The following is a 26084-nucleotide window of genomic DNA, read 5'->3' as shown; positions in this document are numbered from 1 at the left end:
GAGAGTAAAAGGCAAGACATGCGCAAAGTTCTCAAAGCAAGCCTGACGGCAGCATTCCTCGCAACGGCAGCGCTGAGCGCGACGATGCCGGGCATGGCGAACGCGGCGTCCTCTTCACAGCGGGTCGAGTTCGAGCTGATGACCTGGCCCGAAGTGCGGGATGCCTTGGCTGCCGGCAAGACGACTGCACTTATCTACACCGGCGGCGTCGAGCAGCGCGGTCCGCAGAATGCCAACGGCGGCCACAATCTGATGGCGCGCGGCATCGTCAAAGCAATCGCGCAGAAGCTCGGCAATGCCATCGCAATGCCGGTGCTGCCGATCACGCCGAACAATGCCAGCGCCGAATTGCCTGGCACGATCGGCCTGACGCCCGATCTGTTGGAGGCCGTGCTGGAGCGCATGACGGAGCAGTCGATCGCGACCGGCTTCAAGAATGTGGTCCTGATGGGCGACCACGGCGGCGGGCAGGGCGAAGGCGATAAGAATGTTTATCGTCGCGTGGCCACGAAGCTGAACGACAAGTACAGCGCGCAGGGCATTCACGTGTTCTATTGCGATCAGGTGTACATGCCGGCGAACACGGCCTTCGACAAGGAGGTTGCCGCCATGGGGTATCCGCAGAGCCTGCACGGCGGCCTGACGGATACATCCATCATGATGTACCTCGACAAGGACGGCACGTACGTGCGCAAGAACAAGCTGAAGGACGCCGTCGGCATTCCGGTCGGTCCGGATGGCAAGCCGCAGGCCGTGACCGATCCGGCGCTGAAGAACGGCATCGTCGGCGACGGTCGCAAGTCGAGCGCCAAGCTCGGCAAGCGCGCCTTCGATCTCAAGGTGGAGTACGCGGTGAAGCAGATTCAAGGCTTCATTCCGCCGGCGAACTAACCCAACGCACGGAGCACGCCATGGAGAACGAGACGCCAGTCATCGACGATATCGATCGCAGGATTCTCGTTCTCTTGCAGAGCGACGCATCGCTCCCGTGCAGCAAGATCGCTTCCGAAGTCGGCTTGTCCCAGCCGCAGTGCTGGCGACGCATTCAACAATTCAGAAGAGACGGCTGGATCTCGGGCGTGGTCGCGTTGCTCGATCGCACCAAGCTCGGCGTCGGCACGCAGCTGTTCGTGCACGTCAGGGTCAACAAGAAGGATCCCACCAGCATCGCCGAGTTCTCGCGGGCCATCCGTGAGTTGCCGGAGGTGCTGGAGTGTCACGCGATCCTGGGGGCATTCGATTTCATGTTGAGAGTGGTCGTGCCCGATATAGATGCCTACCACCGCTTTCATTTCGACAAGCTCGATCACGTCCCGCACATCCGCGAGGTCCGTTGCATGACGTCGGTGGCGCAGGTCAAGTACACGACCTCGCTGCCGCTCATGTGACGGCTTGTAGGCCCGCGGAGCGCTCGCACCCCCAAGTAGTAATTATCAACGACCCGCTCCGCAGCGGGCGCCGACGACGAAATATCGTCGTCAAAACACCCGTCCGCGCATCGATTTTCCGATGACCTGACAGCGGACAGTTGTATGTGTCACCTTCCGAGTGCGTATTTGCAGCGTGCGGGGACCTCCCCGTAAAAGTAATGCACGAAACCGGCGCGCTTCGAAAGATTGTCGTCGCCGGTTTATCCGCGCTACAACGCTGCAACAAATGACACACAAAGTATTGAGTTGATAATTTTTGTGTGTCACATTCGATCCGAAGTCATACGCTGGGCGGGGATGCTCCGCCCGGACGAAACCGGAGAAACGGATACGTGCGTGACTTGATGAAGGGGGATGAGGCCGGACGTCGGCGCTGGATCGTCGGTGGTGTAGCCGCGGTCGCGGCGATCGCTGCCGTGGTCTTGCTGACGAGAGAGCCGTCGTTGCCGACGAATGCCGGCAGCCCCGCGCGCGTCAGGTTGATGACGGGCGCGCAGTTCGCGAATTCCATCGAGTATATGTTCGGGCCGAGCATCGACGTCGGCTCGGCTTTCGCCCCGTTGCAGCGAGTCGACGGCCTGCTGGCGCTGAACGCGTCGCAGGTGAGCGTCACGATGGGGCAGATGCAGGACTTCCAGCGCGCGGCGGTGTCGATCGCTTCGCAGGTGATGAGCGAAGGCAATCTGGATCGCGGCGTTCCTTCGCATCGAGATGCGCTCGTGCCGTGCAAGCCCGCGGTCGCGACCGAGCCGGACGATGAGTGCGCGGCGACTTTCGTTCGCAACGCCGGGCGGTTGTTGTTCCGTCGTCCGCTCAGCGAACAGAAAGTGGCCGAGCTGGTCGGCAACGCCCATCGAGCCGCGGATTCCCTCGACGACTTCTATGGCGGTTTGCAGGTCGTGCTGGAAAGCATGCTGATCAATCCGCAGTTCCTGTTGATCGAGGATACGACCGAGCCCGATCCGGATCGGTCCGGCCATCGTCGGCTGGACAATTATGGACTCGCTTCGCGGCTCAGTTTCCTGTTGTGGAATTCCATTCCCGACGAAGAGCTGCTCGATGCCGCCGAGAAGGGCGAGCTGTACACGCAGCGAGGCCGTAAGCGCGAAGTGGAACGTATGCTCGCAAGTCCGCGTCTCGAGAACGGTGTGCGCGCGTTCTTCGACGACATGTTCGGCTTCGATCACTTCGATTCGCTCAGCAAGGATCCACAGAAGTATCCGTCGATCACCGGCGCGACGCTGCAGGATGCGCGTGAGCAGACCTTGCGCACCGTCGTCGATCATCTGCTGCACAAGAATGCGGACTACCGCGACCTGTTCACGACTCGCTCGACCTTCATTTCGCGCGCACTCGGCCCTGTGTATCAGGTCGGCGCAGCGCCGGGCTGGAGCTCTTATGAGCTACCCGCCAACAGCGGTCGTGCTGGCATCCTGACCCACGTCAGCTTCCTCACGTTGCACGCACATCCTGCGCGCAGCTCGGCGACGTTGCGTGGCAAGGCGCTGCGTGAAGTGTTCCTCTGCCAGAGAGTGCCGCCCCCGCCGCCGAACGTCGACTTCTCGGCCGTCGAAGATCCCGATTCGAGCTTGAAGACGGCTCGCGAGAAGCTGGAAGTCCATCGCACCAATCCGTCGTGCGCCGGTTGTCACAAGATCACGGATCCGATCGGGCTGACGCTGGAGAACTTCGATGGCGCGGGTCAGTTCCGCACGACCGAGAATGGCGCGCAGATCGACACCAGCGGCGAGTTGGATGGCAAGCCGTTCAAGGACGCGGTGGGGCTGGGCGAGGCGCTGAGAAACAGCCCGGCGCTGCCGACCTGTCTGGTGAAGCAGGTGTACAGCTACGCGACCGGCGGATCGATCGACACCCGCGATCCCATGCTCGAGATCTTCGAGCAGGACTTCGCCGACTCCGGCTATCGCGTCGTCGATCTGCTGCGTGACATTGCGATGAGCGAAGCGTTCTCGAGGATCGTTCCGGCGCCGCCGTCGAAGCAGGAACTCGCCGCGCCGACCGAGGAAATCGAAATCCTCACTGTCATGAACTGAACGAGTTCGGGGGAATGATGATGAAACGGCCCATCACAAGACGACGTGTCCTGCGCGGCATGCTCGGCGGCGCCGCCGTGAGCGTGGCGCTGCCGCTGCTCGATTGTTTCCTCAATACCAACGGCACCGCCTATGCGGACGGCGCACCGTTGCCGGTGCGCTTCGGCACGTGGTCGTGGGGCTGCGGGATGAGCAAGTCCATTTTCGTGCCGAAGAAGATCGGTGCGGACTACGACCTGCCTGAGGAGATCGTTTCTTTCAAGCCGGTGCGTCAGCACATCAATCTGCTCACGAACTTCAACGGCTTCCGGGACGCGGCGCCCAACCTGTGCCATTACACGGGCTGGGTCATTCAGCGCGCCGGCTCGCCGCCGATGAGCACGTTCGATCGGCCGGGACAGACCATCGACGTGACGGTGGCGCGCAGGATTTCCGCCGGCACGCGCTATCAGTCTTTGAGCGTGACGGCCACGAGCGATGAGCGCGATACGCTCAGCTATGAGAATGCCACCACGGTGAACACGGCGATCGCTTCGCCCCTGGCGCTCTACGAGAAGCTGTTCGGCGCCGGCTTCCAGGATCCCAATGCACCCGAGTTCAAGCCGGACCCGATGACCATGGTGCGCAAGAGCGCGCTGTCGGGCGTGCTGGAAGACGCCAAGAAGATGCAGGCGAGTGTGGGCGCGGCCGACAGGCAGCGCCTCGATCAATATTTCAGCTCGCTGCGCGATCTGGAGCGTCAGTTCGAGTTGCAGGTCACGCGACCCGAACCGCGTGAGGCGTGTGTCGTTCCTTCGAAGAAGTCGGTCGAGCAGGCGATCTCCGGCATCGACGCGGAACATGTCGCGGCTCGTCACAAGATCATGACCGACCTGATGGTCATGGCGGTGGCGTGCGATCAAACGCGCGTGTTCAACATGCTTTACTCGAAGCCGTTCTCGGGCACGACCAAGAACGGCTACGACAAGCCGCATCACACTGCCACTCACGAGGAGCCCATCGACGAAAGCCTGGGCTATCAACCGAATGCTTCGTGGTTCACGCGCCGCGCGATGGAGAACTGGGCTTATTTCGTGGAAGCCTTCTCCAAGGTGAAGGAAGGCGACGGCACGTTGTTGGACAACATGCTGATCTACGCGACGACCGACCAGTCGTTCGCGAAGATTCATTCCATCGACGGGCTGCCCATGCTCACGGCGGGGCGTGCGGGCGGCAAGATGAAGACCGGCTTGCATATCGACGGCAAGGGTTCGGCGAGCACGCGCATGGGCTATACCGCGCTGAAGCTGATGGGTGTGGATGTGCCGTCGTGGGGAACGCAGTCGAATACCACGTCTCAGGAGATCGGCGAGATCCTCGCCTGATTGCGACGATGAGACACTACATCTATAGCGCGCTCCTCGGTGTCGTGGCGGCGGGGCACGCGTTCGCTGCCTCGACGCCGGCTGTCGTCAAAGAGCAATACGTTCGTGCACCGATGCCACCTGGCATTCAAGTCATCGTCACCGAGCTGGAAGGGCCGGTGTTCGCCGACGCCAAGGGCAAGACGATCTATAAATGGCCGTACCAATCGTTGCGCGGCGGTTATGTCGGCGATGAGAAGGGCCGATCCACTTGCACGAACAAGGTGACGACGACCAGCGAGGGGCTATTCAGTCCTTATCCGCCGGGGCTCGTGTTGCCGCATCTCGATACGCGCCCGACTTGTGCCGCGATGTGGCCGCCCGTGATTGCGCCGGCGGACGCGAAGCCGGTCGATAAGTGGACTGTGATTACGCGGCCGGACGGTGCGAAGCAGTGGGCCTATGATGGCCAGGCGCTGTACACCTCCGTGCTCGATCGCCAGCCCGGCGACGTGCTCGGTGGCACGAACCGCGAGCAGTTGAAACAAATGGCCGGCCGCTATCCGGTCGGACCGTCGCCAAAGATTCCGCCGGGATTCAGCGTCGTGACGACCTTCAATGGCCGTTTGCTCGTGAACGCCGACGGCTATTCCGTTTACGCGTCCGACCAGGACGGCCCGGACAAATCGAATTGCCGGGGCGCTTGTGAAGACACATGGAAGCCTGTGCTCGCACCGGCGCTGGCCAGAGCCGATGGCGAATGGTCCATTGTCGAGCGCGCCGCCGGCGTGCGTCAGTGGGCTTTCCGCAAGCAGCCGCTGTACACGTACAACCGCGACATCAATCTCTACAGCCAGCAAGGCTCCGACGTGCCGGGCTGGAGCAACGTTTATACGCAGCGGGTCGCGGCCCTGCCGAAACCGTTCCAGTTGATCGACACGCAAAAGGGTGTCGCGGTCGCGGATGCCAAGGGCAAAGCCGTGTACGCATATTTGTGCTCGGACGATTCCTTGGATCAGCTGTCGTGCGATTACCCAGGTTCGCCGTCCGAATATCGCATCGCCATTTGCGGCGGCGGCAATGTCGACCGTTGTTTGAAGAAGTGGCCGTACGTGCTGGCCGATGCCAACGCCAGGAGCGACAACAAGTTGTGGTCGGTGATCGAGATCGAGCCGCGCTCGGGCCGGCTCGCGACCGCCGGCGAAGCTGGCGCCATTCGCGTGTGGGCCTATCGAGGCAGCCCGCTCTACACCTATGCGGACGATGTCGAGCCTGGCGATGTGAGAGGCGATCAGACGGGCGAAATGTACGGCCAGCGCAATGGTTTCACGGTTCTGTGGGTGCGAGACGATTTCGCCCATAGCGAGACTTGAGCGGTCGACTGCGGGGGGAACGATGAAACATTCATTCGCTAAGCAACTGGGATGGCGTGCGTTCACCGCGGTGGCAACGCTCGCGGTAGCGCCTGCGATTGCTTCCGCCGCCGACGGCACCGCACCTCCCGATGGCCGCATCGCATACGTCACCACCGACATGTACTGGGGCGTCTATCAAACGCCCGACGGCAAGGCGGAGTGTCCCGACGGTCTCAACAAGTACGGGCCGCGTGAAGTGTTCGCCAAGCTGTATCCGAAAGGCGGCACCGAGATCGATACGCACCTGGCGCGCGAAGCGTTGAAGTACTACCCGGAAGATTCCAAAGATAACTTTCCGATGCCGGAAGCGCGGGGACCGATCGCGATCGGCCTGAATCTGGACGGCAAGGTCGGGCCAAAAGATTTCACCAGTCCCACCGGTGAGAAGGGCATCGACAACGCGTTGTATCGCGTGATCGGCTGCAGCCCGCAATTTCGCGGGCCCGAAGGGCAGTTCCGCCTGTTCGGCAATCGCCTGGTTCGTCAGCTGACTTACAACCGTTCGATCATCGAGCTCACGGGCGTCGACAGTCTGCGGAACGACGACTCGGTGCAGGTGACGATTCTGCGGGGCCTGGATCCGCTGCTCACCGATGCCGGCGGCGACAAGATCATGCCGGGCGGCACCCAGCGCGTCGACAACCGTTTCAGCAAACGTTTCTACAACCAGTTGCAGGGGAAGATCGTCAACGGCGTGCTGCAGACGGAAGCCAAGGATGTGACCTGGCCCTGGGCGGTGTTCTTCGGGAACACCAACGAGTATCGGTTCCGCGGCATGCAGTTCCGCTTGCAGCTGACCGAAGGCAGAGCGGAAGGGTTGATGGCCGGCTACGCGGATGTCGACACCTACTATCGCACCGTGATGGGCTGGTCGACGCATCACCTGTCGTACGGTCAGCTCGACCCATCGGGCTTCTGGCGCAAGCTGTGGCAACACGCCGATGGCTATCCGGATCAGAACGGCAAGATGACGGCGATTTCGTCGTCAGTGAACATTTATATGGCTCAGGTTTATCTGGATCGCGGCGAGCCCAGCATCACCGTCTCCCAGTCCCGCTAGCCGACGCATCGGCTCACTCGAATTTGAATTGTTGCGCCGGCCGCAGCGCCGGTGCGCACCCTCGGCTTGTCGCAAATAGGCGAGCTCATTGATTTCTCGACATAAGGGGAGATGTTTGATGATGAAGGAAACGAACTCGGTGACTGCGGCCGTGCGCCGTACGCTGGGGATTGCCGGCAGCACGCTGCTGGCGTTGACGACGCTGGCCGCCGGCACAGCGTCCGCGCAAGAGGCGCAGAGTCAGGAGAGCAGCGGCGCAGTGCTCGACGTAGTCACCGTGACGGGCACGCGCATCGTGCGCGATGGCTATGAAGCGCCGACGCCGATCTCCGTGCTCGGTACCGAGCAGCTCGCACAGATGGCGACGACCAACCTTGCCGACTCGGTGAACCGCCTGCCGGCGCTCTCGGGTGGCCGCAGCTCGCACAACTATTCCGGTAACATCAGCTCCGGCACGGCTGGCATCAACACATTGAACCTGCGCGGCCTGGGCGCCAATCGCACCCTGGTTCTGTTGGATGGCAAGCGCATGGTCCCGGCCACGCTGGGCACGGGCGATACCGCCACCGGCGCGCCCGACGTCAACTCCATTCCGACCGCGCTGATCCAGCGTGTGGAAATCGTGACCGGCGGCGCGTCCGCCGTGTACGGCTCCGATGCGTTGGCCGGTGTGGTGAACTTCATCCTCGACAAAGAATTCACCGGCATCAAGGGCACGGCCCAAGTCGGCGAGACCACGTATCACGACAACGAAAGCCAGCTGTACTCGCTGGCGTTGGGCGCGCCGTTCGCCGATTCTCGCGGCCACGTGTTGTTCAGCGCCGAATGGGCCGGCTCCGATGAGATCCGCGGCAACAACCGTCCGTGGAACGATGCTGGATATCAGCTGATGAACAATCCGGCTTACACCCCGACCAACGGCCAGCCGCAGCTGATCAAACGATTCAACACCGGCATGTCGCAAGCCACTGCGGGCGGCTTGATCACGGGCTGTTACTACGGCACGGCCCCGAACACTGCCGTGCAAGCGGGTTGTCCGCTGCGCGGCACGGACTTCGTCGAGGGCGGCGCCTATCTGCCGTTCAACTTCGGCAGTGTCATCAGCAACCCCTATATGTCGGGCGGCGATTGGGAACGTTCGCGCAACGACAACCTGCAGTCGCTGACCATGCAGATGGATCGCAGCACCGCGTTCGGTCGCGCCAGCTTCGATGTGACGGACAACACTTCGGTGTTCGCCGAGCTGGGCTGGTCCAAGACGCGCGCGATCAATCACCACGCGCTGCGCACGTTCGATTTCAATCTGAAGATTCCGGTCACCAACCCGTTCATTCCGGATGAAATCCGCAACGGCATGATCGCCAACAACGTCACCTCGTTGGCCATGGGCACGACCAACGCCGACCTGCCGCCGCTGGCAGGCGATAACACGCGCACCTTCAAGCGCTATGCGCTCGGCGTCGAGGGCAGCTTCACCATGGCCGGCGACGATTGGTCATGGGACGCCTACGCTCAACGCAGCACCACGGAGGCGTTGCAAACGGCGCCGGGCAATCGCATCAACCCGAATTACACCAAGGCGATCAATTCCGTTCGCGATCCTTCGGGCCGCATCGTGTGCTCGGTCAACGCAGACGCGAACCCCGCGAACGACGATCCCGCCTGCGTGCCGTACAACCCCTTCGGCATCGGCGTGAACTCGCAGGCGGTGATCGACTACATCACCGAAACGGGTTGGGCCGATCAGGAGCTGACGCAGGACGTGGTCGCGATCAGCGCCAGCGGCCAGCCGTTCTCTTCCTGGGCCGGGCCGATCTCCCTGGCATTCGGCGCCGAGCATCGTCGTGAGGAAGTCGACGGTGTGGCCAGCGTGCTCGACGAGGCCAGCCCGAGTGTGTTCTTCGCCGGCAACTATCACGCCTCGAAGGGTGACTACAACGTGACGGAAGGCTTCGTCGAAACCGTTGTGCCGCTGGCGGCAAACGTACCCGCTGCGCAGTCGCTGGACTTCAACGGCGCCGTGCGTTGGACGGACTACAGCACCTCGGGCGATGTGGTCACCTGGAAGGCCGGTACGACCTGGCAACCGATCGACGACATTCGTGTGCGCTTGACGCGTTCGCGCGATATCCGTGCACCCAGCCTCGGCGATCTGTTCAATGCCGGACAAAGCGGCGGCAGCAACTTCACCGATCCGAGAGATCAATCGCAATACCTGGTCACGAGCGTCACCATCGGCAATCCGGAGCTGAAGCCGGAAGAGGCCGACACGACCGGTATCGGCATCGTGTTCTCGCCGCGCTTCATCCCGGGCTTCACGATGTCGATCGACTACTACAACATCGAGATCGACGGCGCGATTGCTTCGCTCGGCGCGCAGGAAAACGCCAACCGCTGCGAGCGTGGCATCACCGACCTGTGCCGTTACGTCATTCGCGGTGCGGACGGCAAGATCGTCACCGTGTACAACCAGCCGCAGAACATCCTGGGACAGGAAGCGTCCGGCTATGACGTCGAGATGAGCTACAACCTGCCGATCGGGCCGGGCGATCTGCAGTTGCGTGCTCTGGGCACGTACTTCGACAAGCTGCAGACCAAGGACTCGGGCGCGACCGTGGAAGGATCGGGCCTGAACGCCGGCGGCGCCGGGATCGGACTGGGCAATGCGTTGCAGTCGCCGAAGTATCGCTATCTCGTTTCTGCCGGCTACAACTGGGAGCCGGTCACGGCGACGCTGACGATGCGCGGCATCAGCTCGGGCAAGTACAACAACTCCTTTATTGTTTGTACCGAGGGCTGCCCCACGTCGACGCTGGCGAATCCGACGATCGACGGCAATCACATCGATGGCGTGAAGTACTTCGATCTGTCGCTCAACGGCAAGCTGCTCGACTCGGGCGCTGAGCTGTTCATGGTGGTCGAGAACCTGTTGAACGAAGAACCTGCGCTGGTCGCCGGTACCCGCGGCGGCGGTTACTACAACGGCCAGGACAACGCCGATTATTACGACCGCCTCGGTCGTTACTATCGCGTCGGCGTGCGCTTCCAGTTCTAAACGCAACGGCACGGGGCGGACGGCAACGTCCGCCCCAACTGCAACGAGGTCGAATCGCATGAGCTCCAGTCGTCTTCTCGCCGGCCTGCTGGCCGGTCTCCTGAGTGTTGGCGCAGTGGCGTCCGGCCCGGACTCGGTCCGCTCTTCGGCGCTGGCCGACAATGGCCTGAAAAAGGAAGATTTCCCGCGGTGGCAGAAGGTCGCGTCCGACGCTTATATATTTGAAGGAGTGCACTCGCCGGATCCGAGCGGCGCTCTCTTCACCACCGTCTCTCTCGTGGTGATCACCCAGGAGGGCGTGCTGGTGGTCGACGGGCAGGGCAACGTGGCCGAAAGCCAGCAGCTGATCGATCGGATCAAGAAGGTGACGTCGCAGCCCGTCAAGTATGTGGTGGTGGGCTCGGATCACGGCGATCACACCGGCGGCAACGCCGCCTTCACTTCTGCGTATCCCGACGCGGTGTTTGTTTCCACCGCCTTCTCGAAGGACGCGCTCGCCAGGTCCAAGAACGCGGCGGTGCCGAGCAAATTGGTGAAGGATCGCGAGACGATCAAGCTCGGCGGTACCGAGATTCAAGTGCTGAACCTGGGACGCGCGCATACAGGTGGCGACCTGGTCGTCTATCTGCCGGCCAGCAAGGTGTTATTCATGAGCGAGGTGTATCTGCGCGGCTTGTTCCCTGCGATGCGCAGTGCGTATCCCAGCGAATGGCTGGCCACCATCGACAAGGCATTGGCGATGGATGTTTCCTTGTACATCCCGGGGCATGGATTCACGGATGAGGGGCCTGCAATGAAGCGCGACCTGGTCGAGTTCAAGAAGGCCACCCAGTCTGTGATCGCCGAGTCGAAGCGGCTGCACGCCGCCGGATTGAAGTGCGAGTCGGCAAAGAATTGTCCGGCGATCGAGCAGGCGAATTGGGGGCCGTACAAGAAGTGGCCCGCCAGCGGCAGTCAGGGGCCGGTGGCAGTGGCGAAGGTTTATCAGGAGCTGGAAGGAAAGTTGCCGTGAACGAAACATTGCCACCCACGACGCCGGCAGATATCAGTGTCTTTGAGGACCGGGGCGCCTATGTCCTGCGCAACCAGGAGGGCTTGGCCCTCTATACCTACGACCTGGACGTCGACGGCCGGTCCCACTGTACAAATAAATGTGCCGAGACCTGGCCGCCGGTGCTCGCATCCGAAGGCGCATCGACCGTCGTGGGCGATTGGAAATCCATCCAGCGAGGCGCCGCTCGCCAGTGGAGTTATCGCGGCAAGCCCGTGTACACCTACTCGAAAGATGCGCCCGGAGAAACCAAAGGGGATGGCCTCGACGGCAAGTGGCGCCTGGTGTCTATTTAACGGCACACCTGCAACTTATACATGCACGTCGCCGTGAGGCCGTGCGATTGTTAAATCAGGTGCTGCAGGATGGGTCGGTCCTGTAGCACCTCGCGGGATTTTCAGGCCTTGTTCCTGAATGGCGACGGCGTGTGGGCCATTCTGAACGACGCCTTCAAATCTGGTTCAGGCTCGGCGTCGAATACTGAGCCGATGATCGAGCACATTCGGCACAAACTCCGGCAGCTCTACCTGTTCCTGAAGGAAGCCAACCAGCTGCGGTTTCCTCCAGTTCGACATGTGAGTCAGCATCCGCGGGCGATACGGTTGGCCGATGCGCCGGATCACCCCTGCGTGCAGATCAATCGTCCCGGCCTCGACACTGGCGTGCAGGTGGAGGACGACTGTCTGCTGCGAATCGCACGGCCGGTGTCGACGCCGTGTCCCACGCCGCCATTCAACGTCGCCAACTGGCTGCAGCCCGACTGGGACGATCCCACCAAGGCGGCGTATTTCTCTGCGACTCGCAACGTCGCCGCGGCCGACAGCGCTCCGCTCAATATTCGTTTCGACGATGACGAACAGCGCCTGGCCGACTTCGAAGCCTGGGTTGCGCAGCGCGAGGAGTGGGCTGTTACGGAGCTCGCCGCGCGCAAGGCGTTGGGCTTTTTCGAGCTGTTCTATGAAATTCATTCGGCCATCGAGCGCGACGGCGAGCTGCTCGAGCTGGTCGCCGCCGACGGGCGGCTCAACTGGCGCGCGGTCTCGTCGATCGAGGGCAGTGTGCCTATCGATCATCCGGTGATGCTCAAGCGCGTCGAGCTGCGCTTCGACGCCAGCGCCGCGGAATTCAGCATTCACGAGACGGACCGGCCGACCGAACTGTACAGCGCGCTGTTCGTGGATTTGCAAAACACGGCGGCGGCGTCGCTGCGCAATCGGACCGCCGAGCTGGAAAACTCCGGTTTGCATCCGTGGGGCGCCGACGACACCGAGATCTATCTGAAGACGCTGGTGCAGACGCTGTCGCCCACCAGCGGTCGTTTGTTCAAAGAGCACGTCGCCGACGAGCCTTCCGACGCGCCGCGCATGTGGCGCGATCCGATGCTGATCCTGCGCAAGCGTGTCGGCGGCATCGCGAATGCGGTCGACGCCATCATCGACGATATCGATCAGCGCAAAGCCTTCGCGCCGGCGATGGTGCAGATTTCGGGCACGTCGGTCGAGGAAACGCCGGCGCCGAAGCCGTTGCCGGAGGACACTGCCACTCAAGCGGTGCTCGCCACGCCGCTCGATGACGATGACGTGCTGCTCGGCAAGGAAGCGAATCAGGAACAGATCCAGATCATCAAGCGCCTGAGCCATAGCGGCTCGGTGCTGGTGCAAGGCCCGCCCGGCACCGGCAAGACGCATACGATCGCGAACTTGATCGGCCACCAGCTCGCGCAGGGCAAGTCGATCCTGGTCACGGCGCAGACTGCGAAAGCTTTGCGTGTACTGCGCGACAAAGTGCCGGAAGTGCTGCGTCCGTTATGTGTCGCCGTGTTGGGCAGCGATCAGGATGCGCGGCGGCAATTGGAAACATCCATCGGATCCATCACCGAACGACTGACGACCGAGACCAGCGCGTCGTTGGTGTCGCGGGCGACGCGGCTCGGACAACGGCGCAAAGAGTTGCTCGCCGACTTGAAGGCGCTGCAGGGTGATTTGCGCGCGGCGCTGGAAAACGAGTATCGCGAGATCACGGTCGATGAGCGGCGTTTCTCGCCGGCCGACGCGGCGAAGTACGTCAAGGCGCACGGCGCACAGCACGCGTGGATTCCAGGGCCGGTCAAGCTGGCGGCGCCGCTGCCCCTCAATTCCAACGAGCTGGGTCGTTTATATGCTTTGGGCGCGGCCTTTACCGCGGATGAAGAGGAGGATGCGCGTCGGCCGCTACCCAATCTCGATGAGCTGCCCTCCGAGCGCGAGTTCGAATCGCTGGCGTCGGAACATCAACGGCTCGCAGCGGCGGACTTGTCCGCTGGCGTGCATCGATGGACACAAACCGGCAGCAGCGCTGCGATCCAGGAGTTGGTCGCCACGCTGGCGGAGGAATTCTCGGAGCTGCGGCGGCGGCAGGCGTGGCGACCGTACGCCATTGTCGCCGGCATTAACGGCGGCACGCAGCGTGAAGTTTGGGAACAATTGATTCACGGCATCGAAGAAGCGGCCGAGGCGAATGCCCAATGCGCGCTGTTGCGCCACCATCGGCCGCAATTGGCCAAGTCCATGTCGCCGGAAACGCAGCGACGCATCGCCCAGGAGATCGTGCAACACCTGGAAGCGGGGCGGGGCTTGGGCTTCGTAACGATGGCGACGCGCTCGGAGTGGCGCCAGTTCGTGAAGGCGGCATCGGTCGCGGCGGGGGAGCCGTCGCGCATCGATCACTTCCATGTGTTGGCGATGGTGGCCGACCTGGAAGTGCGCCGGCTCGAAATCGAAGACTCCTGGAACGCGCTCATCGGTGGGCACATCAATTCGCTGTTTCGGTCGATGGGGCCGGAGCCGGAGCTGGCCTGCCGTGCGCTCACCGACGAGATCCGCCACTGCCTGGATTGGCATGCCCACACGTGGGGCTCGCTGGCCGAGCACCTGCGCAGCGAAGGTCTGCGATTGGACGAGTTGGTTGCGCAGATTCCGCGCGAGCCGAGCCCGCTCGCGGAGTATCAGACGGTCGAGCGCCTATCGTCGGAGGTGCTGCCGCCGCTGCTTGCGATCGAATCGGATCGCCGTAAGCAGCGCGAGATCAACGAGTGGTTCGAGCAGCTTGCCGCTCGCATCGGCGAGATCGATCCGAACTCCGTTGGCGCTGGCTGCATCTCGAGGCTGCTCGCAGCCGTTGAAGCTCGCGATGCGAGTGCCTTTCGAGCGGCTCGTGAGTACGCGCAACGCCTGCTGGCCGTGAAGCCACTGACCGCTGAGCGTGATGAGTTGTTGACGCGGCTCCGTGACGTTGCGCCTCGATGGGCGGATCGCTTGCAAGATCGCAAGGCGCCGCATGACAAGGGGCATCCGCCGGGCGATCTGGAGCTGGCCTGGATCTATCGTCAGCTGCATGACGCACTGGTGCAGCTGGACCGGCTCGATGCCCAGACTCTGCAGTACGAAGCCGACCGCACTCGCGATCGCTTGCGGCCGGTGACCCAAGAGCTGATCGATGCGACCGCGTGGGGCCAGCAGCTGGCGCGCCTGCAAGGAAACAATGCGATCCGGCAAGCGCTGGTCGGCTGGCTGGACACGGCGAAGCGCTTGATGTCGACGCGTCATCCCGAGCGCCGGCAGACGCTGCTCACCGAAGCGCGCAAGCTCATGAAACATTCCGTCGAAGCGGTGCCGGTGTGGATCATGCCGATCTCCATGGTCGCCGAAACGTTCGATCCCCGGGCGACGCGCTTCGACCTGGTGATCGTCGACGAGGCGAGCCAGGCCGATCTCAATGCGCTCATTCCGCTGTACATGGCGCGGCAAGTCGTCATCGTGGGCGACCATGAGCAAGTGACGCCATTGGGCGTGGGCAAGGAGCAAACGGCACTCGAGAACCTGCGCAAGTCGATGCTGCATGACTTCCCGAACGCGCATCTGTTCGACGCGATGTCTTCCATCTATGACATCGGACGGCAGGCGTTCGGCGACGCGGTGCGCCTGATCGAACATTTCCGCTCGGTGCCGGAGATCATCGCGTTCAGCAACCGGCTGTCCTATGACGGCAAGATCCTGCCGCTGCGTGCGGCGAACTCGACGCACATCAAGCCCGCGTGCGTTCCGTATCCCGTGGCCGGCGTGCGGCAAGGCGATGTGAACCAGCGAGAGGCCGAGGCGATCGTGTCGCTGATCAAGGCGATGACGCGCCATCCTGCCTACGAGGGCAAGACGATCGGTGTGATCTCGATGCTCAAGGAGGAGCAGGCGTTGCTGATCCAGTCGCTGCTTCACAAGCGGATCGATAGCGTCGAGCTGGAGAAGCGACGCATCCTCGCCGGCATCTCGGCAGAGTTCCAAGGCGACGAGCGCGACATCATCTTGTTGTCGCTCGTAGATAGCGCGCCGGAGGAGTCGGCTCTGCGTACGGTGCGAGAAGGCGCGTACGAGCTGGTCAAGAAACGTTACAACGTCGCCGCGAGCCGCGCGCGAGACCAGTTGTGGGTCGTGTATTCGTTCGATGCCGAGCATGACTTGAAGATCGACGACCTGCGTTTTCAGCTGCTCCAGCACGTGCAACAGCCGAATCTGGCTCCGCCGGGCGCCGAGCGCGAGCGCCTGGAGCCGGAGTCGCCGCTCGAGCGCGAAGTGGCGAAGCGTCTGACTGCCGCCGGCTATCGCGTCAAGCAGCAGATGAGCATCGGTCACTTCCGCATCGACATGGTGGTCGAGAGCGACGACAAGCGACTGGCAGTGGAGTGCGACGGCGACCGTTATCGCACGCCCGAGAGCCTCGGTGAGGACATCGCGCGCCAAGCCGTTCTCGAGCGCTTGGGCTGGGAGTTCGTGCGCATCCGTGCCAGCGCGTTCTATCGAGATCCGGACGCAGCGTTACGTCGCGTGTTCGATCGTCTGACGGAGCTCGGCATCAAGCCGATCGGTCCGGAAGAAATAACGATCGCCCCGGTCGAAGAGGCGCCGGCGAAGTCGCTGGTTGAAGAGCTCCAGGAAATGATGGGCCGGCCGGTCCTGGCTGCACCTCCATCGGCGCCAGCCGCGGCGGAGGATGAGCCCGCGGAATCGGCGCCCAAGAAGACGGCCAAACCTCGCCGGAAGTTCGGGCGGCAGCCATAGGCATAACGGCTGCCGTCCCGTCTGCTTTATTTTCCGGCAGGCTGCACACGAGCCTGTGCCAAGACCGGCGCATCGATGGAACCGAGGGCGCGCGCGATCGCATCCTGGCGGCAGTCCTTGAACGCCATTTCAGTACGGCGAGGCATCAAGGTATGGGCGGGATGCCGTCGCGGATCGCCGCCGCATGCGCGGTAAGCGGCCTTCTTTATCCGGCCGAGCAGAATCTGGGCATCCGCCTGCCGGGAAAGATCGAGGTCCGCGTACGTGACGCGCTCCGTTCTTACCAACTGCCTCTCTGGCGACGATTGCCAGGCCTGCGCGGGATTGACGGCAAGAAACAATAACGCGGCCGAAGCCGGGCCCAGTAGGCGCGTCATGATGAGATCTCCTGAAGTTGGGATGGCCCGCGTAATGTCGGATCTGCCCGTTCGAAAGGCGTGATTCCGGCCGTGATAACTGCGTGAATCCCGCAACGGCCGCTCTTTCACGGGCGCTCGCACCTGCCTGACCGCGCTCGTACACGGATCGCCCGCGCTGGATCGAAAGCAATCGTCTACGAGCGGGACCGCGCTCAAAGTTACGACCTGCATCGAAAACTCACCCAGAGGGACCCTTCATGCGCAGGTCGATCGGAACTCTTACGCTCGTTTGTCTCGCTGTCGGCGCGCTCGCGTCACCGGATCGAGAGGCCGAAGTGCTGGCCCGGGCCCGGCAGTTGCAATTGCAGTTCCGACAGGGGAATCTGCAGTCGGTCGATCCGCTGGTGAAGGATCTCGAAACTGCGGTCGCGCAAGCGCCCAACAATGCGGATCTGTGGGAAGCGCTCGGCAACGCCTATATGTCACAGCAGGGCTTGTTGTATCAGTCGCAGTCGGAGCCTGATCTGCTCATCGGAGTGGGGGAACGCGCACGCGACGCCTACGCACGCGCGCTCGCACTGGATAAGAAGAATGCGCTGCTATTGGCCAGTCATGGCATGGCGAGAATGTCGATTGCCTCGCTAAAGCAGGATCCGTCGGCGCTCAAGTCCGCGATCGAGGAGATGAACTCCGCGGTTCGTGAGGCGCCCAAGTCGACCCCCGTTCGGTTGACGCGCGGGTTTACCATCATTCATTTGCCGATCGGCTTGCGTGATACCGCAGCCGTCACGGCGGATTTAAAGTTTGTGATGGACGCTACGACGCGCCGGCGACCCGAGGATGTTCTGCATGTACTGCTTGGAGACGTCTATGCGGAAACAGGCCAGCTCGAAAACGCGAGACGGGAGTACAAACAAGTGACAGGCGCCTCGAGCTTCGCGGCGGAACAGTCACGAGCACGGCTGGAAGATCTGAAGAAAGGCGCGGCAGTATCGCCTGCTGCAATTGCCCAGGTACGCGCGGGCACCGGTTCCAGATGCGTGATGTGTCACGCGCCCGGCGTCGATAACTGATATGGAGAATGAGCTCACTTATTCCGCGCTTCAGGCCATCGGAATGGCAACGGGCGCGGCGCTCTGCGCATCGTTGGGGCTCATGCAATTCCGAGTCGATCGCGCCACCGGCGGCCCCAGCGGCTATCAGCTGCTGTGGGTCGTCGGATTCATCTGGACGCTCGGTAGATTCTTGCGATACACGCTGCAGCTCGCGGGGCTGGATGAGGAGGCGAGCAGCGTCCGCCTGGCCGAGACGTTGGCATGGAGTTGCACGATACTCGGTCCGATCGCGATCGGCCGTCTCCTGCAGGCACGGCTTGGAATGACGAGCCGCCTGGCTCGCGCGTTTTTAGGGTTCACCGGCGTCGCATCGATCCTGAACCTGAGCCTGTTCGCATGGGTCGGAGCGACTCAGGCGCTCGAGCTCGACGCCAGCTGGTATCCGGAGGCATCGCTCTATGTCGCCCTGATCGTGACCGCCATCGCGCTGATGCTCTATCGCGTCGGCCGACATGAGATCGCGCCGGCAGGATCGACGTCGCGGTGGTTTGGACGCGGCGCGTTCCTGCTCGCTGTCTTGCAAGTAGGCGCGGCGTTGCTGACCCTGCGGAGCTCGTGGCTGCCCACCGGCCTGCATGCCGCGCTGAGTTTGATCGGCGAGCACTGGGCCATTCCCTGGTCGATACTCATTGCAGTCTCACTGGCCCAGACTCATTACGCCGATGTCGTCCTCAAGCGCAGCCTCTGGCTGCTCACGAGCGTGTCGATCGCGACGTTGGCCAGTGCGTTCGTGTTCAATGTGCCGCCAGGATTCGCGGTCGTCGTGACGACGCTGGGCTGTGCCGCTTTTATGCTGAGTGCACCGTTCCTGATTCGCGCACTGAACTTTCTGGTCGATCGCGTTTACCTGAATCGCGCCGATTACCTCGCCGCTGCGAATCTTTTCGAAGAGTCAGTTCGGCGCGTCTACGACCAGGAACAGCTGTTCGACGCCGCGTTGCTCGCTGTGCGATCCACGCTGCGGGTCGGTGCGCGATGGATTCCGGCCGGCGATGTGGCCACAACCTCGACGACCGCTCTCGCATCGATCTCGGTTGAAACAGACAATCGTCCGGGTTATCGCCTCGAAGTCTCGGCCAGCCATCAGGCGCGGACCTTGATGGCGGAGGAGCTCGGGTTCCTGAATGCTATAGGCGCGCACGTGAGTCGCCGCTTGGATGCGATCTACTTCGAGCAGGAGCAGCGCGCCCTGCACGTACGAGAGGAGCGGCTCAAGCGGCTGTTGACGGAGGCTGAGCTGAAGGCGCTGCGGACGCAGGTGGATCCACACTTTCTGTTCAATACACTCAACACCATCGCCGATCTCATCGGTTCCCGGCCACAGCAAGCCGAACGCATGACGGAACGTCTCGCCGAATGTTTCCGGTACGCGCTATCGCGGCATGCGCGGGAGCTGTCGACATTGGATGACGAGCTCGAGTTTGCCCGCCACTATTTGGACATCGAGCAGGAACGGTTTGGCGACCGCCTGCGAGTTCAACTCTCACGCGGCGATGCTTGCGGCAATGAATCGGTGCCTTCGTTGCTGCTCCAGCCGTTACTCGAGAATGCGATCAGGCACGGGCTCGCGCCGCTGCGCGAAGGCGGCTGCATCAGCGTTGCCGCGAAACGTGAGGGCGACTACTTGCGACTGCAAGTGGATGACGATGGCGTGGGATTGCGGCCGGGCTTCCAGGATAAGCCGGGTGTCGGCCTGCGGAATGTGACAGAGCGCCTGCATGCGCTGTATGCGCAGGCCGCGAGATTCGCGATTGGCAGCCGACCCGACGGACGCGGAACGTCAGTGACTGTTTTGGTGCCACTGCATGGAAATTAGAGCGCTCATCGCCGACGACGAAGCGGCTGCGCGGTCGCGTTTGCGCAAGCTGCTGGCTACGTATCCCAGCATCGTGATCGAAGCGGAGGCCCATGATGGTCTCGCCGCTCTGGAGACCATCCAGCGTTCCCGGCCGCAGGTGGTGTTCCTCGACGTGCAGATGCCGGGCCTGAATGGGTTCGAAGTAGTTCAGGCGTTGCCGCCGGAAGAATTGCCGCTGATCGTGTTCGTGACTGCGTATGACGAGTATGCTTTGGCTGCGTTCGAAGCCAACGCGGTGGCGTATCTGCTCAAGCCGGTCACACTATCGCGCCTGCAGGCTGTCGTAGCGCGGCTCGAACAACTCGTTCCGAAGCCGGCCGAAGTCGCGCAAGAGGTCATTCGAGCCAGCACCGTCGCGCGCTCACGATCTCAGCCGTTGCAGCACGTGCTGGCCATTCAGCGCGATCGCTACCTGCTGATCCCACTGGCTGAGGTCTGCTTCTTCCGTGTCGAAGACGGCGTCACGAAGGTGAAGACCTGCGACGCCTGGTATCGCACCCACTATGCCATCGGCGACCTCGAAGCGAGGTTGTCGAGCCCGCCGTTCTTTCGCGCGCACCGCTCGATCATCGCCAATCTCGACCGGGTTGCAACCATCAGCCCGATGTTCAAAGGATCGTTGCTGCTCACGATGAAGGATGCTCAGCACAGCGAGATTCAAGTCAGCGAGCGCCAGTCGAAGCGGGTTCGTGAGCTGATTCAGCTGTGAAGGCTTCGCGGGAACGGGGCGCCGACTCGTGACATCGAATGTCATGTACGGCCCCTCAACTCAGGAGCGATGAAATGAACAAGTGGCTTACCGCGTTCGGTGCGGCGCTTGCGCTGGCTGCAGTCGACGCTGGAGCGGCGAATGCCGGCCCCACGGATGCGCAGATTGCCGACATCGTGGTTACGGCGAACCAGGTCGATATCGACGCTGGCAAGCTGGCGGAATCGCGCACGCAATCCAAGGACGTCAAAGCCTTTGCGCAACGCATGGTCATGGACCATAGCGGCGTCAACCAATCCGCCGTGGACCTGGTCGAGAAACTGCACGTCACGCCGGAGTCGAACGACACCAGCAAGAGCTTGCAGAAGGGCGGCGATGCCAACCTGGCGGCGCTGAAAAAGCTGAGTGGCGCGGCGTTCGATAAAGCCTACATCGATCATGAAGTCACTTATCATCAGGCCGTGCTGGACGCGCTCGACCAGACGCTGATTCCCAGCGCGCAGAATGCCGAGTTGAAAGCGCTGCTGGTCAAGGTGCGTCCGGCGTTCGTCGCGCATCGGGAACATGCCAGGCACTTGCAGGCTTCATTGGGTAAGACCGGTAGCTGATCCCATGACGACCGATATCGCACCCTTGCTGCCGACGGAAGAGGATGACCTGTCGATGGCGCGCCGGATCGCTGGAGGCGACCATGTCGCCTTCGAGCGGTTGATGCGTCGCTACAACCGTCGTCTCTATCGTCTCGCGAGGGCCGTGCTCAAGGATCCCGCCGAAGCTGACGATGTGCTGCAGGATGCGTATTTATCTGCCTATCAGTCGTTGCGGCAATTCCGCGGTGACGCGGCGCTGTCCACCTGGCTGTCGCGTCTGGTTCTGAATGAATGCTCGGGCCGCTTGCGTCGTCAACACCGCCGCCAGAACGTGATTCCCATGGTCAGCTCAACCAACCGTCCCGACGTCGATACCGTGGCCGCACAGGATTCGGAGCGGCCCGACCAGGCTACCGGTCGTGCGCAGATTCGGGATCTGCTCGAACACAAACTCGACGAGCTGCCGGAGCCGTTCCGGTTGGTCTTCGTGATGCGCTCCGTCGAAGAGCTCAGTGTTCAGGACACGGCACAGATTCTCGGCATTCCCGAAGACACCGTGCGCAGCCGCCACTTCCGTGCACGGAGCCTGCTGCGCGAATCGTTGGCGCAGGAAATCGATCTGGCCGAGCGCGATCTGTTCGAGTTCGGCGGCGAGCATTGCGACGGTGTGATCGCCCGAGTCTTCGCTCGTTTGTAGGCTTATTACGGGATCGGTCCTTGACCTATCCCCGGCCGATCAAGTTTCCTGGCGCGATGCCGTAAAGGTCACGGTAGACCTTTGTCGACGGCTGGAGAGCGGGACTAGAGAATCCGGCCGAAAGCGCATCGCGAGCAACAGCACTGCGATGGCCGCAGGCAGCCAGAATAGATCGGTCGGCGTTGGCCGTCGCCGTGCGTAGCGCTGATCGCGCAAGATCTCACTCAGCGATTCGGGGCCCGTCAAGCGCGCGTAGTTGAATCCGACCTGATCCGCGAGGGCTCTTAGATGCGGCTCGCGAAGTCCGGACAGATGTTCGATGGCAGGTGCGTTGTCATCGCCAAAGGCGGTCGGCTGAATGACCTCGTCGGCGCGCCAGAAACCCTGTCGATGTCCTTCCTCATCGATTCTCGGGATCGGGCTGGGGACGTCGCTGCCCGCGCCAATGAGCCAGCCGCGGATCGAATGTTTCTGCAGATCGTCGAGGACGCGGGGCGGATAAGCCGGATCGAGCAGCGGCGCCTCCTGGCCGTCGCTGATGAAGACGATGTCGGGGTGAGCCCCGGCAGGCAGTGTTGTTTCCTGCGCCGCCAGCACCGACCAATAAACGCCCTTGGTGATCTCGCTTGCATTGGACCAGCGCATGCGGGCATCGATCTGATCGAGCGAAGCGAGCAAGTCGTTGTAGTAGGCGCAGACTTCGACGGGCGCCAGCAGCGGGATGGTTCGGTATCCGGTGAATGCAGCCCAACCGACACGCGAGCCGCACGGCATTTCTCGCAACATGCGGCGAGCGGACTCGTGTGCAAAGGCCAAGCGGCTGACCGGCGGTCCATCAAGTTCGTAATCCTCGACGTTCATGCTCTGGCTGATGTCGAAGACCAGCAGGTAATCGTAGGTGTCGTGCGGCAGGTCGACGGGTGGGATGACGATCGCAGCCAACAGCAGCACCAGCGCGAGCGCGATGGCGCGCGAATCTTTGTCCACTGACAGGCGCAGCGAGCTCATGGCAGATCGATCCTCACGCCTTGCAGGGTGCTCGGACTCTGCTCTCTCTCCGGCGGCTCTTCCTTTTCCTCGATCTCCTGCTCGAGCTCCGGCGCCAGCTGTAGCGCGCGCGACAGATTGTATCGGGCATCCCAGTGCGCCGGCTCATTGCGTAAGACGTCCCGATAACGCTGTTTCGCCAGCTCGATGAGCGGGAGCGATCTGAAGGCTTCGCTCGCACCATCGGCGAGCGCATCGCGCATATAAAGGTTGCCGAGGTTGTAGGCCGCGGCCTGACTCAGATCGCGGCGATTGCCGTCGATCAGCGATTTGTATCCTTTCACCGCAGCATCGGACTCACCGGCGCGAGCTAGCGCCAGCGCGCGGGCAAAGCGGGCTTCCGGCACGGACGCTTCGAAGTTCGATATGCGCGCGCTCGCAATCGCCGAGTTGGTGCGCTTGATCTGGTCGAGGCGAGCTGCGTGATATGCGACCAGACTTCCACACGCGAGCGCGACTGCGGCGAACGTGCCATGAACGATCGATCGTTTCATGACAAGCCCCGCAGCAACATGGACCGATACAACAGCAGCATTGCGCACGAAAACGCGGCGACGGCGAGAAACACACGGCTGTAGTCCTGACGCGGAATCTGCTCGAGGAAGTCGAGCGGCAGGTTCTGTTGTCGCTCGACGTCGGCGACTGCCCTGGAGAGCTCCCCCGGATCTTCGGCCTGATATACGCGATACGGCGTTTGTAACGTCTGGAAGAAGCGGTGCAGGGCCATCTCGGGTGCGTTCTCCCAACGCGGCTCGGTCGAATCGAGTTTGGCGCTGTTGTAGGAACGCAGATAGATCCAATAGAGCGCGATGCGATTGCGCGCGAGCCCGAAGCGGATCCGCTGCATCGTCTCAGCGTCCAGATGCGCGCCGCCGTCCGATACCAACAACATGATTCGGCTGCCCGAGTAAGCGCGCTGGTCGAATTGAGCGATTGCCGCGATCAGTCCGCGGCCAACTTCCGTGTCGGCCAATCCACGGCCGATGGCGCCGGCCGCGATGCCTGCTTGCATGACTGCATCGTGTTGAGTGAACGGCACGACGCCCAGCGGTCGATTGCTGAAATACATCAGCGAGAAGCGATCGTCCGGACGCCGCGCGACGAACTGCGACAACAGCTCGCGCGCCACCTGAGCTTTTTGCGGGCCCTTTGCGAGGTGATACAGCAAGCTGGCCGGATCGATCTCTCGCCAGTTGGCCGGCAGCATCAGATCGTCCATGCTGCGACTCCGATCCAGGAGCACGAGGATCTCCGCGCCTTTTCCAGTGCGCAGTACCTGTGTCTGCGGGCGTCCCGGCTGAGCCAGCGCGACGATGCTGCTCGCCAGAGCAAGGACTGCAAACACCGGCCAGAGCCAGCCGATGATGCGGCCGATACGATCCGGCGGCAGCCAGGCGACAGACGGAAAGGCGAGCGTGTCACGTCGTCTGCGTAACAACGGCAGCAGTGCAATCGGCAGGAGTGCCAGCACCCAGGGATGCTCGAAGGCGATTGCGCTGGTCATCGCTCGTGCCGCCGTTCGATTCGGCGCAGCTCGTGGCAAAGCGCACGCACGGACACTGGCTCGCCGGATGGCCCGGCGCCGAAGAATCGCTCGTTCGACTGAGCGAAGAAACGTTCGATCTCCGCGCGCCGCGGCTGCAGATACGGGGCCCGTTCGAACAGCGCGGGCAATGTTTCTATTTGCAGAACACGCCCGGCGGTCTGATCGAACGCGCGATGCACGGCTTGCCATGCCTCGGGCGCCGTCTCATCGACATGGCTCAATTGTTGGAGGGCGCGGGCGAACGGCCGGTTGTGACTGTCCAGCCAATTGCGCCATTGTAGCCAGGCGAGCCACGCTGCCAGCGTCACAGCCAATGCGATCGACCAGAGCAATACGTTTGCGCGCGCAGGGGCAGTGTCGATGATCGATGGTTCCCGATCTGGCCGGAGCGGGTCGGCGCCGGACGAAGTCGAGATCAGCGGCGCGACGCTGATGGGTGCGGACGGAATCTGCAAGCGCTCGCCGCCGGATTTATCCTCTATCGCCCAGGCGGGCAGTTGGACCGTGGTGAGGGCCTGCGGCGCGTTGATCAACTGATAATCGACGACCAGCCAGCGACGCCCGTCCGAGGTCTTTTCGATTCTGGGGGCGCGGCGCTCCAGCCAGATGTTCACGCGTTGTACCGGCGGCAGCGCCGTAGGTTCGAAATCCCGGCGCGACGTCGTCAGCAACACGCGTTGTGTGACCAGATCTCCAATCACATAGCCGAACGGCCGCGGCTGCTCGACGATAGCAGGCGTTGACTGCTGAGCAGCGACCGCATGGGTCATGCCCAGGAGTATCGGCAGCGCGAGCGCATTTCTGACACTCATGCCGTGGCCTCGAAGAAGTAGTGCGACAGCGCCTCGCTGTCGAACTCGCCGCTGATATAGAACGGGCGAATGCCACGAGCACTGAATATCGCATTCAAGTCGGCGCGCCGACGTTGCACGGCTTCCTGCCAACGCGCACGCATGCTTGGCCGTAACCAGACTGTGCTCGGGCGACCGGACTCCAGGTCGCGCAGGGGCATCAGCCCATCACGTGTCGGCGGCTGAATCTCGGCCGGGTCCCAGATGACCAGCGGCACGATGTAGGCATGGGCGAGCAGATCGAGCACTTCGTCGAGTCGATCCAGCGGCCAATGAAAGTCGGACGCGAGAAAGATCAAGCCAGGCCGTCCGGCCAGATGCAACGCGGCTTCTTCCAATCCCTCGCTGCTTCCCGCAGTCCCTGCGCAGCTGGCCAGCATCGACGCCATCACGTCGCCGACGCCACGGCTCAACAGCGCTGGCACGAACAGGTCGGGGCGCTCATGCGCATCGAACGCAAACATGCCGAGCGCATCGCCGACACGGAAGGCGCTGTGTCCGAGGGCTGTCACGAAGTCCGCGACGACGTGCAGCTTCGACTTGGGAAAGCCGAAGCTCATCGATGTCGAAACATCGGCGATGACATGGACCGGCACACTGACCCGCTGCCGATTGACGCGAACCAGCCAATCTCCTCGCACTTCGCGCAGGCTGGCGCGAAGGTCCAAGCGGCGCGGGTCCGGTCGGTCGTAAAGGCTCACGTGCGAAACGAACTCCTGGCCGGCGCCGAGGCTCGAGCCGGGATGCGAGCCAGGTCGCCAGCCGCCGGATCGGCGCGGCAATCTGTAGTGAAACTCGCGTGAGGTGCTCATCG

At 62.6% G+C, this 26084-nt stretch carries 21 protein-coding genes; 15 read left to right on the top strand and 6 right to left on the bottom strand.

Features of this window, described 5'->3' with window-relative positions; translation table 11 throughout:
* Nucleotides 1-18 precede the first annotated feature (18 nt).
* From GYH35_RS24665 to GYH35_RS24620, 10 genes are all read left to right on the top strand, one after another.
* Nucleotides 19-891 (top strand): creatininase family protein, encoded by an 873-nt coding sequence (locus GYH35_RS24665; protein WP_161829750.1) that lies wholly within the window; start codon nucleotides 19-21, stop codon nucleotides 889-891.
* Between the two features lie 20 nt (nucleotides 892-911).
* Nucleotides 912-1388, top strand: a complete 477-nt coding sequence (locus GYH35_RS24660) for an Lrp/AsnC family transcriptional regulator (protein ID WP_161811781.1) — start codon at nucleotides 912-914, stop codon at nucleotides 1386-1388.
* Between the two features lie 374 nt (nucleotides 1389-1762).
* Nucleotides 1763-3484 carry a DUF1592 domain-containing protein gene (locus GYH35_RS24655; protein WP_161829749.1) on the top strand — a complete coding sequence of 574 codons (1722 nt, stop codon included), beginning with the start codon at nucleotides 1763-1765 and terminating at the stop codon, nucleotides 3482-3484.
* Between the two features lie 14 nt (nucleotides 3485-3498).
* Nucleotides 3499-4848: a DUF1552 domain-containing protein gene (locus GYH35_RS24650; RefSeq protein ID WP_202624632.1), complete on the top strand. Its 1350-nt coding sequence runs from the start codon at nucleotides 3499-3501 to the stop codon at nucleotides 4846-4848.
* 8 nt (nucleotides 4849-4856) lie between these two features.
* The gene (locus GYH35_RS24645; protein WP_161811784.1) at nucleotides 4857-6200 is read left to right on the top strand and encodes a COG4315 family predicted lipoprotein; all 1344 of its coding nucleotides are present in this window, start codon (nucleotides 4857-4859) and stop codon (nucleotides 6198-6200) included.
* 22 nt (nucleotides 6201-6222) lie between these two features.
* Nucleotides 6223-7302: a hypothetical protein gene (locus GYH35_RS24640; RefSeq protein ID WP_161811785.1), complete on the top strand. Its 1080-nt coding sequence runs from the start codon at nucleotides 6223-6225 to the stop codon at nucleotides 7300-7302.
* Nucleotides 7303-7420: 118 nt separating this feature from the next.
* The gene (locus GYH35_RS24635) at nucleotides 7421-10357 is read left to right on the top strand and encodes a TonB-dependent receptor plug domain-containing protein (RefSeq protein ID WP_161829748.1); all 2937 of its coding nucleotides are present in this window, start codon (nucleotides 7421-7423) and stop codon (nucleotides 10355-10357) included.
* 58 nt (nucleotides 10358-10415) lie between these two features.
* Nucleotides 10416-11369 (top strand): MBL fold metallo-hydrolase, encoded by a 954-nt coding sequence (locus tag GYH35_RS24630; protein ID WP_161811787.1) that lies wholly within the window; start codon nucleotides 10416-10418, stop codon nucleotides 11367-11369.
* Nucleotides 11366-11704 carry a COG4315 family predicted lipoprotein gene (locus GYH35_RS24625; protein WP_161829747.1) on the top strand — a complete coding sequence of 113 codons (339 nt, stop codon included), beginning with the start codon at nucleotides 11366-11368 and terminating at the stop codon, nucleotides 11702-11704. The genes GYH35_RS24630 and GYH35_RS24625 overlap by 4 nt, the downstream gene beginning before the upstream one ends.
* A 69-nt stretch (nucleotides 11705-11773) precedes the next feature.
* Nucleotides 11774-16498 carry an AAA domain-containing protein gene (locus GYH35_RS24620; RefSeq protein ID WP_161829746.1) on the top strand — a complete coding sequence of 1575 codons (4725 nt, stop codon included), beginning with the start codon at nucleotides 11774-11776 and terminating at the stop codon, nucleotides 16496-16498.
* A 26-nt stretch (nucleotides 16499-16524) separates the two neighbouring features.
* On the opposite strand, the gene GYH35_RS24615 is transcribed toward GYH35_RS24620, so the two are convergent.
* Complete coding sequence (locus tag GYH35_RS24615; protein WP_161829745.1) at nucleotides 16525-16875, bottom strand: UrcA family protein; 351 nt, start codon at nucleotides 16873-16875, stop codon at nucleotides 16525-16527.
* A gap of 239 nt (nucleotides 16876-17114) precedes the next feature.
* Here GYH35_RS24615 and GYH35_RS24610 point away from each other — a divergent pair, with 239 nt between their 5' ends.
* The 5 genes from GYH35_RS24610 to GYH35_RS24590 all read left to right on the top strand — a co-directional run bounded on the left by GYH35_RS24610 (nucleotide 17115) and on the right by GYH35_RS24590 (nucleotide 21826).
* A complete protein-coding gene (locus tag GYH35_RS24610; protein ID WP_161829744.1) occupies nucleotides 17115-17930 on the top strand; it encodes a tetratricopeptide repeat protein in 816 nt (271 codons plus the stop codon).
* A gap of 1 nt (nucleotide 17931) precedes the next feature.
* Entirely contained in the window at nucleotides 17932-19788 is a 1857-nt protein-coding gene (locus GYH35_RS24605; protein ID WP_161829743.1) for a histidine kinase, read from the top strand.
* Nucleotides 19778-20539 carry a LytR/AlgR family response regulator transcription factor gene (locus tag GYH35_RS24600; RefSeq protein WP_161811793.1) on the top strand — a complete coding sequence of 254 codons (762 nt, stop codon included), beginning with the start codon at nucleotides 19778-19780 and terminating at the stop codon, nucleotides 20537-20539. The genes GYH35_RS24605 and GYH35_RS24600 overlap by 11 nt, the downstream gene beginning before the upstream one ends.
* Before the next feature lie 74 nt (nucleotides 20540-20613).
* On the top strand, nucleotides 20614-21147 hold the full coding sequence (locus GYH35_RS24595; RefSeq protein ID WP_161829742.1) for a DUF4142 domain-containing protein: 534 nt from the start codon (nucleotides 20614-20616) through the stop codon (nucleotides 21145-21147).
* 4 nt (nucleotides 21148-21151) lie between these two features.
* On the top strand, nucleotides 21152-21826 hold the full coding sequence (locus GYH35_RS24590) for an RNA polymerase sigma factor (protein ID WP_161811795.1): 675 nt from the start codon (nucleotides 21152-21154) through the stop codon (nucleotides 21824-21826).
* Nucleotides 21827-21865: 39 nt separating this feature from the next.
* Here the strand turns inward: GYH35_RS24590 and GYH35_RS24585 are convergent, their stop codons facing one another.
* Genes GYH35_RS24585 through GYH35_RS24565 form a run of 5 tightly spaced genes read right to left on the bottom strand, consistent with a single transcriptional unit; the run spans nucleotide 21866 to nucleotide 26082 of the window.
* Nucleotides 21866-22834 carry a vWA domain-containing protein gene (locus GYH35_RS24585; RefSeq protein ID WP_161829741.1) on the bottom strand — a complete coding sequence of 323 codons (969 nt, stop codon included), beginning with the start codon at nucleotides 22832-22834 and terminating at the stop codon, nucleotides 21866-21868.
* The gene (locus tag GYH35_RS24580; RefSeq protein ID WP_161811797.1) at nucleotides 22831-23367 is read right to left on the bottom strand and encodes an MxaK protein; all 537 of its coding nucleotides are present in this window, start codon (nucleotides 23365-23367) and stop codon (nucleotides 22831-22833) included. The genes GYH35_RS24585 and GYH35_RS24580 overlap by 4 nt, the downstream gene beginning before the upstream one ends.
* On the bottom strand, nucleotides 23364-24377 hold the full coding sequence (locus GYH35_RS24575; RefSeq protein ID WP_161829740.1) for a vWA domain-containing protein: 1014 nt from the start codon (nucleotides 24375-24377) through the stop codon (nucleotides 23364-23366). Before GYH35_RS24575 ends, GYH35_RS24580 begins: the two co-directional genes overlap by 4 nt.
* Nucleotides 24374-25231, bottom strand: coding sequence for a calcium incorporation protein MxaA (locus tag GYH35_RS24570; protein WP_161829739.1), 858 nt, complete (start codon nucleotides 25229-25231; stop codon nucleotides 24374-24376). The genes GYH35_RS24575 and GYH35_RS24570 overlap by 4 nt, the downstream gene beginning before the upstream one ends.
* The gene (locus GYH35_RS24565) at nucleotides 25228-26082 is read right to left on the bottom strand and encodes a DUF58 domain-containing protein (protein WP_161811800.1); all 855 of its coding nucleotides are present in this window, start codon (nucleotides 26080-26082) and stop codon (nucleotides 25228-25230) included. Before GYH35_RS24565 ends, GYH35_RS24570 begins: the two co-directional genes overlap by 4 nt.
* Between the last annotated feature and the right edge of the window lie 2 nt (nucleotides 26083-26084).

The organism is Steroidobacter agaridevorans (genome assembly GCF_009932555.1).
Classification (GTDB): domain Bacteria; phylum Pseudomonadota; class Gammaproteobacteria; order Steroidobacterales; family Steroidobacteraceae; genus Steroidobacter; species Steroidobacter agaridevorans.
The sequence above is the reverse complement of the archived record's forward strand: the minus strand, read 5'-3'. Positions and strand labels throughout refer to the sequence as shown.

What these genes read in the sequence shown, in the direction of transcription:
- GYH35_RS24665 (WP_161829750.1), top strand. Translation starts at nt 19, where the DNA reads ATGCGCAAAGTTCTCAAAGCAAGCCTGACGGCAGCATTCCTCGCAACG.
- GYH35_RS24660 (WP_161811781.1), top strand. Translation starts at nt 912, where the DNA reads ATGGAGAACGAGACGCCAGTCATCGACGATATCGATCGCAGGATTCTC.
- GYH35_RS24650 (WP_202624632.1), top strand. Translation starts at nt 3,499, where the DNA reads ATGATGATGAAACGGCCCATCACAAGACGACGTGTCCTGCGCGGCATG.
- GYH35_RS24645 (WP_161811784.1), top strand. Translation starts at nt 4,857, where the DNA reads ATGAGACACTACATCTATAGCGCGCTCCTCGGTGTCGTGGCGGCGGGG.
- GYH35_RS24640 (WP_161811785.1), top strand. Translation starts at nt 6,223, where the DNA reads ATGAAACATTCATTCGCTAAGCAACTGGGATGGCGTGCGTTCACCGCG.
- GYH35_RS24635 (WP_161829748.1), top strand. Translation starts at nt 7,421, where the DNA reads ATGATGAAGGAAACGAACTCGGTGACTGCGGCCGTGCGCCGTACGCTG.
- GYH35_RS24630 (WP_161811787.1), top strand. Translation starts at nt 10,416, where the DNA reads ATGAGCTCCAGTCGTCTTCTCGCCGGCCTGCTGGCCGGTCTCCTGAGT.
- GYH35_RS24620 (WP_161829746.1), top strand. Translation starts at nt 11,774, where the DNA reads ATGGGTCGGTCCTGTAGCACCTCGCGGGATTTTCAGGCCTTGTTCCTG.
- GYH35_RS24615 (WP_161829745.1), bottom strand. Translation starts at nt 16,875, where the DNA reads ATGACGCGCCTACTGGGCCCGGCTTCGGCCGCGTTATTGTTTCTTGCC.
- GYH35_RS24610 (WP_161829744.1), top strand. Translation starts at nt 17,115, where the DNA reads ATGCGCAGGTCGATCGGAACTCTTACGCTCGTTTGTCTCGCTGTCGGC.
- GYH35_RS24605 (WP_161829743.1), top strand. Translation starts at nt 17,932, where the DNA reads ATGGAGAATGAGCTCACTTATTCCGCGCTTCAGGCCATCGGAATGGCA.
- GYH35_RS24600 (WP_161811793.1), top strand. Translation starts at nt 19,778, where the DNA reads ATGGAAATTAGAGCGCTCATCGCCGACGACGAAGCGGCTGCGCGGTCG.
- GYH35_RS24595 (WP_161829742.1), top strand. Translation starts at nt 20,614, where the DNA reads ATGAACAAGTGGCTTACCGCGTTCGGTGCGGCGCTTGCGCTGGCTGCA.
- GYH35_RS24590 (WP_161811795.1), top strand. Translation starts at nt 21,152, where the DNA reads ATGACGACCGATATCGCACCCTTGCTGCCGACGGAAGAGGATGACCTG.
- GYH35_RS24585 (WP_161829741.1), bottom strand. Translation starts at nt 22,834, where the DNA reads ATGAGCTCGCTGCGCCTGTCAGTGGACAAAGATTCGCGCGCCATCGCG.
- GYH35_RS24580 (WP_161811797.1), bottom strand. Translation starts at nt 23,367, where the DNA reads ATGAAACGATCGATCGTTCATGGCACGTTCGCCGCAGTCGCGCTCGCG.
- GYH35_RS24575 (WP_161829740.1), bottom strand. Translation starts at nt 24,377, where the DNA reads ATGACCAGCGCAATCGCCTTCGAGCATCCCTGGGTGCTGGCACTCCTG.
- GYH35_RS24570 (WP_161829739.1), bottom strand. Translation starts at nt 25,231, where the DNA reads ATGAGTGTCAGAAATGCGCTCGCGCTGCCGATACTCCTGGGCATGACC.
- GYH35_RS24565 (WP_161811800.1), bottom strand. Translation starts at nt 26,082, where the DNA reads ATGAGCACCTCACGCGAGTTTCACTACAGATTGCCGCGCCGATCCGGC.